Origin of the sequence: Micromonospora sp. NPDC049559, assembly GCF_040676675.1 — a bacterium.
In the GTDB taxonomy this organism is placed as follows: Bacteria; Actinomycetota; Actinomycetes; order Mycobacteriales; family Micromonosporaceae; genus JBFAPK01.
Genome location: NZ_JBFAPK010000003.1, coordinates 175936 through 188080, shown reverse-complemented (window position 1 = coordinate 188080; position 12145 = coordinate 175936). Strand labels below are relative to the sequence as shown.

12 protein-coding genes are annotated in these 12145 nt (G+C 74.3%); 7 read left to right on the top strand and 5 right to left on the bottom strand.

Going from position 1 to position 12145, the window contains the following annotated elements; translation table 11 throughout:
- Positions 1-71: 71 nt before the first annotated feature.
- The 4 genes from AB0J86_RS06515 to AB0J86_RS06500 all read left to right on the top strand — a co-directional run bounded on the left by AB0J86_RS06515 (position 72) and on the right by AB0J86_RS06500 (position 2792).
- Entirely contained in the window at positions 72-1118 is a 1047-nt protein-coding gene (locus AB0J86_RS06515) for a TetR/AcrR family transcriptional regulator C-terminal domain-containing protein (protein ID WP_363853496.1), read from the top strand.
- A 237-nt stretch (positions 1119-1355) separates the two neighbouring features.
- A complete protein-coding gene (locus tag AB0J86_RS06510; RefSeq protein ID WP_363853493.1) occupies positions 1356-2114 on the top strand; it encodes a hypothetical protein in 759 nt (252 codons plus the stop codon).
- A gap of 16 nt (positions 2115-2130) precedes the next feature.
- The gene (locus AB0J86_RS06505; protein ID WP_363853491.1) at positions 2131-2391 is read left to right on the top strand and encodes a hypothetical protein; all 261 of its coding nucleotides are present in this window, start codon (positions 2131-2133) and stop codon (positions 2389-2391) included.
- Positions 2388-2792, top strand: coding sequence for a hypothetical protein (locus tag AB0J86_RS06500; protein ID WP_363853488.1), 405 nt, complete (start codon positions 2388-2390; stop codon positions 2790-2792). Before AB0J86_RS06505 ends, AB0J86_RS06500 begins: the two co-directional genes overlap by 4 nt.
- A 117-nt stretch (positions 2793-2909) precedes the next feature.
- Here AB0J86_RS06500 and AB0J86_RS06495 read toward each other — a convergent pair whose 3' ends face one another.
- The 4 genes from AB0J86_RS06495 to AB0J86_RS06480 all read right to left on the bottom strand — a co-directional run bounded on the left by AB0J86_RS06495 (position 2910) and on the right by AB0J86_RS06480 (position 8366).
- On the bottom strand, positions 2910-5123 hold the full coding sequence (locus tag AB0J86_RS06495; protein WP_363853485.1) for a xanthine dehydrogenase family protein molybdopterin-binding subunit: 2214 nt from the start codon (positions 5121-5123) through the stop codon (positions 2910-2912).
- Between the two features lie 2 nt (positions 5124-5125).
- Complete coding sequence (locus AB0J86_RS06490; protein ID WP_363853482.1) at positions 5126-6097, bottom strand: xanthine dehydrogenase family protein subunit M; 972 nt, start codon at positions 6095-6097, stop codon at positions 5126-5128.
- Complete coding sequence (locus AB0J86_RS06485; RefSeq protein ID WP_363853890.1) at positions 6094-6540, bottom strand: (2Fe-2S)-binding protein; 447 nt, start codon at positions 6538-6540, stop codon at positions 6094-6096. Before AB0J86_RS06485 ends, AB0J86_RS06490 begins: the two co-directional genes overlap by 4 nt.
- A gap of 407 nt (positions 6541-6947) precedes the next feature.
- On the bottom strand, positions 6948-8366 hold the full coding sequence (locus tag AB0J86_RS06480; RefSeq protein ID WP_363853479.1) for an MFS transporter: 1419 nt from the start codon (positions 8364-8366) through the stop codon (positions 6948-6950).
- 48 nt (positions 8367-8414) lie between these two features.
- Here AB0J86_RS06480 and AB0J86_RS06475 point away from each other — a divergent pair, with 48 nt between their 5' ends.
- Together AB0J86_RS06475 and AB0J86_RS06470 are read left to right on the top strand one after the other, a co-directional pair.
- Positions 8415-8966, top strand: a complete 552-nt coding sequence (locus tag AB0J86_RS06475) for a YbhB/YbcL family Raf kinase inhibitor-like protein (protein ID WP_363853477.1) — start codon at positions 8415-8417, stop codon at positions 8964-8966.
- Positions 8967-9171: 205 nt separating this feature from the next.
- The gene (locus AB0J86_RS06470) at positions 9172-10485 is read left to right on the top strand and encodes a D-alanyl-D-alanine carboxypeptidase (RefSeq protein WP_363853474.1); all 1314 of its coding nucleotides are present in this window, start codon (positions 9172-9174) and stop codon (positions 10483-10485) included.
- Positions 10486-10559: 74 nt separating this feature from the next.
- On the opposite strand, the gene AB0J86_RS06465 is transcribed toward AB0J86_RS06470, so the two are convergent.
- Complete coding sequence (locus AB0J86_RS06465) at positions 10560-11393, bottom strand: helix-turn-helix domain-containing protein (protein WP_363853471.1); 834 nt, start codon at positions 11391-11393, stop codon at positions 10560-10562.
- Positions 11394-11433: 40 nt separating this feature from the next.
- Here AB0J86_RS06465 and AB0J86_RS06460 point away from each other — a divergent pair, with 40 nt between their 5' ends.
- Positions 11434-12009 (top strand): TIGR03086 family metal-binding protein, encoded by a 576-nt coding sequence (locus AB0J86_RS06460; RefSeq protein WP_363853468.1) that lies wholly within the window; start codon positions 11434-11436, stop codon positions 12007-12009.
- Positions 12010-12145 lie beyond the last annotated feature (136 nt).

The window sequence follows — 12145 nt, the reverse complement described above, 5'->3', positions numbered from 1 at the left end:
CTAGCCGACAGTGGCGTACTAGTACACCGGGTCGCGGTCGACGCCCGGGGCGGTGCGGCCGGGGTGGCCGGGTGAGCCGGCCGGACGCGCCGTACCTGCGCATCGTCGAGGAGATCCGGCGCCGCATCGTCGCCGGTGAGCTGCGCCCCGGTGACCAGGTCCCCTCCGCCCGGCGGATCAGCCAGGAGTGGGGCGTGGCCATCGCCACCGCCACGAAGGTGCACGCGACGCTGCGGCAGGAGGGGCTGACCGAGGCGCGCCCCGGCATCGGTACCGTCGTCGCCGCGCTCCGACCCGCCGAGCGTGCCCCGGCGGCCGGCCGCGCACCGGAGGTGGAGCGCGCGACCGCGAGCGATCACGCTGCGGGAGCCGGGCGGGCGCCGGGAACCGGGCACGCCTCAGGAGTCGGGCCGGCGCCGGCGGCCGAGCGGATCCGGCGTCCGCGTACCGGCGGCGAGGGCGAGCTGAGTCGGGACCGGATCATCGCCGTGGCGATGGCCATCGCCGACGCCGACGGCATGGCCGAGCTCTCCATGCGCCGCATCGCCGCCGAGCTGGGCGTGGCCACGATGTCGCTCTACCGGTACGTCGGGGGCAAGGACGAGCTGGTGCTGCACATGATCGACGCCGCGCTCGGGGAGGAGCCCGTACCGCCGTACGACGGGGTCGGCTGGCGGGAGGCGGTGGCGCGGATCGCCCGGCTGGAGTGGCGCCTCTTCCGCCGCCACCCCTGGCTGGCCCCGGCCATGTCGATCACCCGTCCGCAGCTCGCCCCGAACGCCGTGGGGATCACCGACGGGATACTGCACGCGCTGGACGGGCTCGGGCTCGACTCGGAGACGCAGCTCTACGTGCACCTCACGATCTTCAGTTTCGCGCGGGGTGTGGCGACCGCCCTGGAGCCGGAGATCGAGGCGCAGCGCGAGACCGGGCTGACCAACGAGGAGTGGTTGGACACCCAGGAGGCGCGGCTGGCGGAGCTGGTCGCCACCGGCTCGCCCCTGCTGCGGCTGGCGCTGACGGAGGATTTCGACTTCGACCTGGACCGGCTCTTCGAGTTCGGGCTGGCCCGGGTGCTCGACGGGCTGGCGGCGTGGCTGCCGTACGCCGGAAAGTGATGTCCGCGGGCGTACCGGGTGCATACTGAAATTCGGCGAATAGCTGAAGTACATCGCGGGTGCGCCGTTTCCAGTCGAATTCATCCGGTCGCCGACATGGTGTGACACAGGGCCGTCATGAACGCCATCAGAATTCCGTTCGGTCGCCGTCGTCGATGCGACAGAACGCCCGGCCGCCGAATTCGATTTCCTCGTTAGGCTTCCGCGCAAGGGGTGCCGGAGCGGGGAAGGTGGACGATGAGCGGAACGAGATCGGGAATTTCCCGCGCCGGGTCGCCGGCCGGAGGAGCGGCCCTGAGCCGTAGAGGGCTGTTGATCGGTACCGCGTCGGTGTCGGCGGTCGGGCTCGGGGGTGTCGCCGCGGGGCCGGCCGGGGCGACACCCGCCGGTACCGCCGCCGCACCGCCCGCCGGTGCCGCCGCCGGGCCGATGGTCGCCCGCGACCGCATCGCCACGGCCGTCCTGCGGCTGCCCGGCGGTTCGCTGGTGGCCCAGCCGTTCCAGGCCGACCTGCACGAACGGCTCGCCGCCTGGCTGGCCTTCTGGTCCGCGAACTCGCCCGCCGGCTGGGCCGAGCCGGTGGAGGTGGTCGGCCGGGCCGAGCCCGCCGGCGCCGGCTTCCTCCTCGTCCGGGTCCGGTACCGCCGCGACGACCGGGCCCACGACGGCTTCTCCGCCGACCGCGCCGACGCCGCCTACTGGGCCACGCTCGCGAGCCTGCACCACCACTTCCCGGCCGTGACACCCGACGCCGGCGGGATCCGCGTCGCCGACGGGGCCGCCGGCTCGGCCGGTGTCCCGGAGCGGCTCGCCTTCGCCGCCGCGGCCTGCCGGGAGCTGTGGGGCTACCGCGAGGCCACCGTGGCGGACTGGCAGCGGTACGCGAACCGCGCGCTGCGCCGGGCCGGGCAGACGGCCGACATCGCCTCCCGGGCGGGTTGGGCGACATTCACCAGGACAAGCCTGCGACTCGGCCTCGGTACCGAGTCGTATTAGCCACAGGGAGGCCAGAATGGCACGCAGCGAATTCCGGTTCGTGGTGGACGGGGTCGAACTCGACGAGGCGCAGAAAGCGCGCATCGCGGGTGAAATCCAGAAGGCGGGACTGAACGCCCTGCACACCGTTTCGGCGAAATTGAGCAATCCGCTCACCGTCGGGCACGGGAACATCAAGCTGCGGCCCGAGTGGTACGGGCTGTGGGTGCTCGATGGCGGCCCGGCGGACGACCTCGGCAACAAGATCAACGACATCGGCTTCTGGATGCAGCGGTGACCGACGCGACCGGGTCCGCGCACCCGCCGGAGCGGATGTGCCCGAGCACGCCGAGGGCGAACGCCACGGTGTTCCTCGGGATGATCACTCCGGCGGGGCGGGTCGCCTACGTCACGCCGCAACTGCCGGCCACCACCGCCCTGGCCAGCCTGCCCGACGCGGAGTCCGCGGTGGAGTCGCGCTACCGCCTGGCGGGCCCGTGCGTGACGTCGTCGTGCGGGTTCTGGACCGGCGACCACTGCGGACTCGGCGCCCGCCTGGTCGAGTCGTACCGACAGACGAACCCGGCGGCCGAGACCGGGTTGCCGCACTGCGCGATCCGGCGCAGCTGCCGCTGGTACGCCGAGCAGGGCGGCGCGGCCTGCGGCGCCTGCTCCCACGTGGTCACCGACGCGCGCTGAGCCGCCCCCACCCGGCCGCTCTGCCAACCGGCCCCGCTGCCAACCGGCCAGCGGCGGCCGGCCCGGCGCCGGTCAGGCCGGGTCGGAGCCGGTCCGGTGAGTGTCGGCCAGGTCGGGTCAGAGCAGCTTGTCCAGGGTGATCGGCAGGTCGCGCACCCGGCGGCCGGTGGCGTTGTAGATCGCGTTGCCGATGGCGGCGGCCGCGCCGACGGTACCCAGCTCGCCGATGCCGCGCGCACCCATCGGATTGAACAGGGTGTCCGGGAAGTCCAGGAAGTGCACGTCGACCGGGGGCACGTCGGCGTTGACGGGCAGCAGGTAGTCGGCGAGGTTGGCGTTGGCGATCCGGCCGGTCTCCGGCTCGACGTGGGAGCCCTCCAGCAGCGCCTGGCCGAGGCCGAAGATGACCCCGCCGACGATCTGGCCGCGCGCCGTCTTCGGGTTGACGATGGCGCCGCCGTCGACCACGGTGGTCATCCGGGTCACCCGGGGCTCGCCGGTGAACCGGTTGACCCGTACCTCGCAGAAGTGCGCGCCGAACGAGGTGAAGGCGTAGCGCCCCGCCTCCGGTCCGGGCGCCGCGCTTCCGGTCGCCTCGACCCCGGCCAGGCCGAGCGCGCCGAGCAGCTCCGCGAAGCCGATCCGCCGCTCCGGGCCGACCAGCCGGCCGCCGTCGTACCGCACCGCGGCGGGGTCCGCCCCGTACAGCGGGGAGCGCTCGTGGGTGACCGCGAGCCGCAGCAGTTCGGCCTTCGCGGCCTCGGCGGCGGCGGTCACGGCGGGACCGGTGCTCGCGGTGGCGCCCGAGCCGAACGCCCCGATGTTCGGGGCCAGGGTCGAGTCGCCGAGTTCGGGGCGGACCCGGTCGAGCGGGAGGCCGAGCGCCTCGGCGCCCAGCACGGCGAGGACCGTCCACATGCCGGTACCGAGGTCCGCGGTGGCGCTGGAGACGGTCGCCCGGCCGTCGGCGGCGAAGCGTACCCTCACCGAGGCCGCGAAGCGCTCCGCCGGGTACGCGGCCGTCGCCATCCCCATCCCGACCAGCCACTCGCCGTCGGTGACCCGGCGCGGGGCGGCCTCCCGCCGGGACCAGCCGAACCGCCGCGCGCCGACGCGGTAGCACTCGTCGAGGTGCTTGCTCGACCAGGGCACGCCGCGCCCGGCGTAGACGGTGGCGTAGTTCGTCATCCGCAGCGTCACCGGGTCGACGCCCAGCTCGGCGGCGAGTTCGTCGAGGGCGGTCTCCAGCCCGAACGAGCCGGACTCCTGCCCGGGCGCGCGCATCCACGTCGGCGGCGGCACGTCGAGGGTGACGATCCGCTGGCTGAGGTGGATGTTCTCGGACCGGTAGAGGTAGCGCGAGGTGGTGTGCGGGGACGCCTCGAACGTCCCGCCCGAGCTGGACTGGCTGGCGTACGCCTCGTGCCGGACGGCGACGAGCCGGCCGTCACGGTGCGCGCCGAGCGTGACCGTCTGCCGTACCGCGGAACGGTGGCCGGTGACCGTGAAGGTCTGCTCCCGGGTGAGCACCACCTTGACGGGCCGGCCGAGTTCCCGGGCCGCCGCCGCGGCGAGCAGCGGATGCGCCCAGGTGGGGATCTTGTTACCGAAGCCGCCGCCGACGTGCGGGCTGACGACGCGTACCCGGGCCGGCTCCACCCCGAGCGCGGTGGCGAGCGCCCCGGCGGTCAGCGACGCGCTCTGCGTACCGTGGTAGACCGTGAGGTCCCCGTCGCGCCAGACCGCCACCGTCGCGTGCGGTTCCATCGCGTTGTGGTGCTTGATCGGCTGGGTGTAGGTGGCGGAGACGGTCACCGCGCTGGTGGCGAGGGCCTCGTCGATCGAGCCGACCCCGTCGGCGAGCAGCGACAGCACCGACGGCTCACCGTTGACCCGCCCCGGGTCGGTGGCGCGGGCGATGCCGTCGGGGAAGGAGGCCGCCGGGGGCCGCGCCGCGTACTCGACCCCGACCAGCGCGGCGGCGTCGCGGGCCTGCTCGAACGTCTCCGCCACGACCAGCCCGATCACCTGCCCGTGGTAGCGGACCTCGGCGTCCTGCAACGGCAGCCAGTCGTGCCCGATCAGGAACGCGTTGCCCCGGCCCAGCAGCCGCAGCGGTCGCGCCGGGGTGAAGACGGCCAGCACCCCGGGGGAGCGCTCGGCCGCGGCGACGTCCATCGCCCGTACGCTGCCCCGCCCGACCGTGCTGAGCAGCAGGTACCCGTGCACGGGCCGGTCGTCGAGCTGGTCCGCCGCGTACCGGGCCCCGCCGGTGACCTTGAGCCGGCCGTCGACGCGGTTGACGGGGGTCCGTGGTGCGGTGTCCGGCATGCTCACTCCGTCAGGCTCAGCAGGGCGCGCGTGATGGTGCGCCGGAGCAGCGTCAGCTTGAACGCGTTGTGGGCCAGCGGGCGGGCGCCCGCCACGGCCCGTTCGGCGGCCGCCTCGACCACCTCGGGGCGCGGGGCCCGGCCGCGCAGCGCCTCCTCGACCGCCGGCAGCCGCCACGGCCGGGTACCGACGCCGCCGACCGCTACCCGCACGTCGCGTACGAGGCCCCCGCGCAGCGAGACGGCGACGGCGGCCGAGGCGAGCGCGAACTCGTACGACGTCCGGTCGCGTACCTTCAGGTAGGCCGAGCGGCGGGCCCAGTCCAGCGGCGGCACGGTGACCCGGGCGATCAGCTCGCCGGGGCGCAGGTCGTGTTCGAGGTGTGGGGTCTCGCCCGGTAGCCGGTAGAGGTCCGCGAGGCGCAGTTCGCGGGTGCCGGCCCGGCCGGTGAGCAGCACCGAGGCGTCCAGCGCGACCAGCGCCACCGCCAGGTCGCTGGGGTGGGCGGCGACGCAGGCGTCGCTGGTGCCGAGGATCGCGTGGCCCCGGTTCTCCCCGCCGATCGCGGCGCAGCCGCTGCCGGGCGTCCGGCGGTTGCAGGCCGTGGCGGTGTCCCGGTAGTAGCCGCAGCGGGTGCGCTGGAGCAGGTTCCCCCCGATGCTCGCCATGTTGCGCAGCTGCGGCGAGGCGCTGGCCCGCAGCGCCTGGCTGATCACCGGGTAGGGGTGCGCGACCAGCGGGTGGTCGGCCACGTCGCTCATCCGCTCCAGCGCGCCGACGTGCAGGCCGTCCCGGTCGGCGTGGACGCCGCGCAGCGGCAGGTGGTTGATGTCCACCACGTGCCGGGGCGTGAGCACCTCCAGCTTCATGAGGTCGACCAGGGTGGTGCCGCCGGCCAGGTAGGCGGTGCCGGCGCCGCCGCGGGCGAGCGCCTCCGGCACGGTACGGGCGACCGCGAAGTCGAAGGCCCTCACCGTCCGCCACCGCCCCGCCGGACCGCGGCCACGATGTTCGGGTACGCCCCGCAGCGGCAGATGTTGCCCGACATCTGTTCGCGGATCTCGTCGTCCGAGCCGGCGTGCCCCTCCCGTGCCAGCGCCACCGCCGACATGATCTGTCCGGAGGTGCAGAAGCCGCACTGGAAGGCGTCGCAGTCGATGAACGCCTGCTGCATGGGGTGCAGCCGGTCCCCGTCGGCGAGCCCCTCGATCGTGGTGACCCGCCGGTCGGCGACCGTGGCGACCAGGGTCAGGCAGGAGAGCACCCGGCGGCCGTCGACGTGTACCGTGCACGCGCCGCACTGCCCCCGGTCGCAGCCCTTCTTCGAGCCGGTCAGCCCCAGCCGCTCGCGCAGCGCGTCGAGCAGGGTGACCCGGGGATCGACCCGGAGCCGCTCGGTCCGCCCGTTGACCCGCAGCCGGACGTCGACGAGTTGCTCGCCGGGCGGGACCGGTTCGGCGGGCGTCGGCTCGGCCGGCGCCGGTTCGGCCGCCAGCGCGGGCGAGGCCGGTTCGGCGCCGACGACGGCCAGCCCGGCCGAGGCGGCGACGGTACGGCCGAGCAGGCCGCGCCGGGAGAGCCCGGCCGCCGGTTCCCCGGTCGCCGCCGGGTGGTCGCCGGCTTCCCCGGCCGTGGCCGGCGGCTCGGCAGCACGTTGCATGGGCGCACCTTTCGGGCGGGCGGCGGATGCCGCCGGTCGCGGCGGTCGCCGCGGGCCGACCGGATCGAGCCCTAGTAAACCATGGATCGATGTCTATATCGATCCGCCCGTTCCGCTCGGGCCCGCCCGGACGCTGGTCACCTCGCCGCCCGCCGCCGGCCGGCTCAGCTCGGGTGACTTTCCGCGCCGGCCCGCGCCCCGGCGGCCCGCCGGGGCGCGGGCCGGGCGGAGAGCGTCCGGTCCCGGGCGGCCAGCAGGCCGGCGATGCCGGTGGCGCAGACGATGAGCCAGCCGATCGCGTGGATTCCGGCGTCGGTGGGCCGGGCGCCGAAGGTGAGACCGATGATCCCGGAGGAGACGATGGCGCCGAGGTAGATCGAGGTGCGGGAGAGGCCGGAGGCGGTACCGAGCTGTTCGGTGGGGGCCTGCCGGTAGAGGGCCGCCTGGTTGGTGACCGAGGCCAGCCCCTGCGGCACCCCGAAGAGGCCGGTGACGACCAGCAGCAGCCAGACCGGGGCGCGGGAGGTGAGGGTGAGGATGAGGACCCCGCCGGCGCAGGGGAGCAGCCCGGCGAGGACGAGCGGCAGCCGCAGCGCCCTGGTCCGGGCGACCGCCACGGAGGCGACGCCGGCCAGCACCGCGGTGGGAAGCTGGAGCAGCCCGGCCGTGTCGCTGCTGTAGCCGGCGGCGGCCTGTAACCACTGGCTGAAGCCGTACGTCATCGAGTAGGAGGAGAGGTAGACGAGGAAGAGCCGGGCGTAGGTGCGGAACAGCGGCGCGTTGCCGGCGAGCATGCGCAGGTCCAGGAAGGGCGTGTCCCGGCGCAGCTCCCACCAGGCGAACAGGCCGGCCAGCGCCAGGGCGGTACCGAGCAGCCACCAGTAGCCGGACGCGAGGTCGAGCAGGAAGACCAGCAGGGCGGCGATCGTAGCGGCGAAGAGCAGGATGCCGACCGGGTCGGTGGCGGCCAGCGCCGAGCCGGTACGCCGGCCGCCCGGCCGGGTCCGGTCCGAGGGCAGCCAGAGCCCGGCCATGGCCAGGGCGATCCCGGCCAGCGGCACGTTGACCAGGAAGATCGCCTTCCAGCCGACGGTCTCGATCAGGACACCGCCGAGCACCGGCCCGACGGCGGCGGTGGTGAGGCTGGCGATCGAGACCCCGGAGAGCAGGGCCGGCGGGGTCTCGGTACCGAGCCGGGTCGACTGGTCCCGGATCAGCGTCAGCGCCGACGGGTACGCCGCCGAGGTGCCGACGCCGATGCAGATCCGGGCGGCCAGCACCCCGCCGAAGTGCGGTACGAGCACCGGGAGCAGGCCGCCGGTCAGCACGATGACCAGCCCGGCGAGGTAGACCTTCTTGGGGCCGAAGATGTCGGCGAGCTTGCCCATCGTGGGCTGCGCGATCGAGCTGGCCAGGTAGAGGCCGGCGACGAGCCAGATGACGACCGAGGAGCCGACGCGCAGCTCGCGGGAGATCGGTACCAGGGCGACCGAGATCATGGTCGTGTTGATCGGGTTGAGGACCGGCCCGATCAACACCGGTGCGATGAAGCGCGGCCCGAAGCCGTGGTGGACGCGCCGCACGGCGGCTAGCTTACTTGCGAGTTGACCTTCTAGTTCCGGGTGGTGGCGATGATTTCCCTGCTGGGGCGCCTGTTGCGGCGGCGACGGGCCGGCGAGGAGCGGCTCGCCTGGCACCGGCCGGGGCTCGCCGCGCCCGAGACGATCGATCTCACGAGCCCCGCCTTCGCGACCGGCGGCCCGATGCCGCGGCGGTACTGCGGGGACGGGATCGGCGACAACGTCTCCCCGCCGCTGGCCTGGTCGGGGGTGCCGGAGACCGCCGTCGAGCTGGTGCTGGTCGTCGAGGACCCGGACGTGCCGCTGCGCCGGCCGATCGTGCACGCGGTGGTCACCGGCATCCCCGCCGACGCGACCGGGCTCGCCGACGGGGAGTTCAACGCCGGCCGGCCGTACGGCGGGGGCGCCGGGAGCCTGGGCCGGATCGGCTACGCCGGTCCCCGCCCGATCCCCGGTCACGGCCCGCACGCGTACGTCTTCCAGCTCTTCGCCCTCGACGCGGCGACCGACCTCCCGCCCGGCGCCCGGCCCGAGCGCGTGCTCGACGCGATCGAGGGGCACGTCCTCGCCCGGGGCCGGGTCTCCGGCACGTACGAACGCTGAGACGCCGCCGCCCGGGCGCCGTGGGTCGGCCGGCCGGCAATGGCGCAGGTCACGCGAACCGAACCGGTGGGCGAGAGCGATTACTCCGGGAGAGCCCGCGCCGACCCGGTGGGAGGCGCGCGTCGCGCTGGAGATCGACCCGAACTGCTATCGTGCGGCGGTTTCGTCACGGGGGAGGAAACGCCAGATGTACGGTCCGGCGGAGATGCCGACAGTTGAGTTCAACCGGGTACCACCGGCGGGGCGGCCGGGCGGGCCACCACCGCCGCCGACACCGCCGGAGCCACCGCGCCGCCGGCGGCGACTGCCCTGGGTGCTGGCCACCCTGCTGCTGCTGATGCTGGTCGGCGGCGGGTTGTACGCCGTCGCGCCGCTGCGGAACCCGCTGCCCGCCCCGACGGTCGAGCTGACCCTGCCGGGCACCATGAAGATCCCCGGCGCGGCGCCGAAGCTGCCCTGGCCCCGGTCCGGCCAGGCGATGATCTCGATCGACGGGCTCGGTACGGTCGGCACCTCCGGCGGGTCCAAGTCGCTGCCGATCGCCAGCGTGACCAAGGTGATGACCGCCTACGTGATCCTCACCGAGCACCCGCTCGACGCCGGTGAGCAGGGGCCGACGCTGACGGTCAGCGCCGAGCAGGCCGCGCGGTACCCGCAGGAGCAGGCGAACGGCGAGTCACTGGTGAAGGTGGCGGCCGGCGAGCGGATCACCGAGCGGCAGGCGCTCCAGGCGGTACTGCTGCCCTCGGCGAACAACATGGCCCGCATCCTCGCCGAGTGGGACTCCGGCAGCATCGAGGCGTTCGTCGAGAAGATGAACGCCACCGCCGACAAGCTCGGCATGACCGGCACCCACTACACCGACCCGTCCGGGCTCGACCCGACCACCGTGAGCACCGCGCGCGACCAGGTGATCCTGGCGAGCAAGGCGATGGCGCTGCCGGCGTTCGCGGAGATCGCGAAGCAGAAGCAGGCGACCATCCCGGTCGCCGGCACGGTGCGCAACTACAACGAACTGGTCGGCCGGGACGGCGTGGTGGGGATCAAGACCGGCTCGACCGACGAGGCCGGCGGCTGTCTGGTCTTCGCGGCGATCGTCAACGTCGCCGGACGCAAGCTCACCGTCGTCGGCGCGGTCCTGGGCCAGCCCGGCGCCAACACACCCGTACAGCTCGACCGGGTCTTCGCGGTGACCCGGTCGCTGCTGCGGTCGACGTCGGCGGCGCTCGGGGTGCACACGCTGGTCGAGGCCGGTCAGCAGGTCGCGGCCGTGCACGGACCGCTCGGCAGCGGTACCACCATCACCGCGGCCGAGAAGGTCGAGGTGGTCGGCTGGCCGGGTCTGGAGGTCCGCCTCGACACCCGGATCCCGACCGTGCCGTCGCGGCTCGCGGCCGGCGCCGCGCACGGTCAGCTCAGCGCCAGCGCCGGCGAGGGAAAGCCGGTCGGCACGGCGCTGCACAGCGGTACGGCACTGGAGCCGCCGAGCACCTGGGACCGGATCCGCCACCACCGCTGATGCCGCCGGTCGCGCCGGCGGCGGACGCTTGGCCGGCGCCGCCGGTCCCCGGTGCCGGGACCGGCGGCGGGCGGTCAGGCGAGCCCCCTGGCGTACGCCGCCGGCGGCAGCCCGATCGCCGAACGCACGTCCCGGATCAGGTGGGCCTGGTCGCTGTAGCCGAGATCGGCGGCGAGGCCCGCCCAGTCCGGGCTGTCGGTGGCCCGCTCGATCGCCTCGTGCAGCCGGTAGCGGAGGATCACCCATTTCGGGCTGACGCCGACGTACTCGGTGAAGAGGCGTTGCAGGGTCCGGACCGAGACGCCCTGCCCACGGGCGAACTCCTCCACCCGCAGTACCGTCCGGTCCCGCCGGATCAGCTCCACCAGCCGTACCGCCTCGGCGACGGCCGGATCGGGCCGCGGGTCGAGGCCGGTCAGCACCGCGTCGAGGGCCCGGCACCGCTCGTCGTCGGTACCGGCGCAGACGGGGCCGGCGTCGGTGCGGAACGGGATCTGCCGTCCGGTCAGCGTCGACACCGAGCGCCGCCAGAACGGTCGGAAGCCGCCCGGCCGGAACTGCACCCCGCAGACCCGGCCGGTCGAATCCAGCTCGATCGAGAAGAGCCGCCGGCCCACGCCGGCCAACTCCGCGAACTCGGGCTGGTCGTGGTAGCGCTGGAAGACCAGGTTCACCGCCGGGTGCGGCAGGACGTGCTGGGCGAACGGCTCGTCGAGGTCCCAGTCGATCAGCCAGTAGTGCTCGACGTACGGCCGCAGCGCCGGCGCCGGGCCGTGGCGCCGGAAACGCACCCGCCGCAGCAGCCGGGCCGGATCGAGGATGCCCCGGGTGTCCCGCCGCGGCTCGTCGCGCCCCGGCTTGTCGGCTCGCGGGTCCTCGGCGCCCGGGTCCGCGTGTCGGCGGTCCACGTGTCGCGTTTCTTCTAGAGCGCCCTCATAGCCTGGGCTCATGACCACCAAGATTAGCCAGTTCCTGGCCACCGCGGCGGCGCCCGCGCGGGCGGTGGTGCGAGGGATCAGGGATGATCAACTGGCGTTGCCGACGCCCTGCGCCGAGTACGCCGTGCGGGATCTGCTCAACCATCTGTTCCACGTCGTCGTCCAGTTCCAGGGTCTGGCGAGCCGGCAGCCGGCCGACTTCGTCACGACGCCGGACTACCTCGACGGCGACTGGCGCGGTCGGTTCGCGACCGAGACCGGGCGGCTGGCCGAGGCATGGTCCGACCCGTCGGCGCTCGACGGGGTCTCGCCGGGCATGGGCATGCCGCAGGAGACCGTCGGGAACATGGCGCTGGTGGACCTGACGGTGCACGCCTGGGAGTTGGCGCGGGCCACCGGCCAGCCGTACGAGCCGGACCCGGCCGTCGTCTCCGCCCTGTACGAGCCGATGGAGCGGCTGTTGCCGCAGGGCCGCAGGTTCGGCGTCTTCGCCGACCCGGTCCCGGTACCGGCGGAGGCGACCGAGTTCGACCGCCTGCTCGGCCTGACCGGCCGCGACCCCGCCTGGACCGCCCCCGGCCGTTGAGCCCGCCCGCAACCGTTGAGCGTGCACCTGGCCGTTGAGTCTGCCCCGGCCGCCCGGCCGTTGGGCCGCCGGCCGGGGCGGGTGGGACCGGCGACCGTCGAAGTATGACGTGGGATGTCCGGATGTCCCGAGCCGT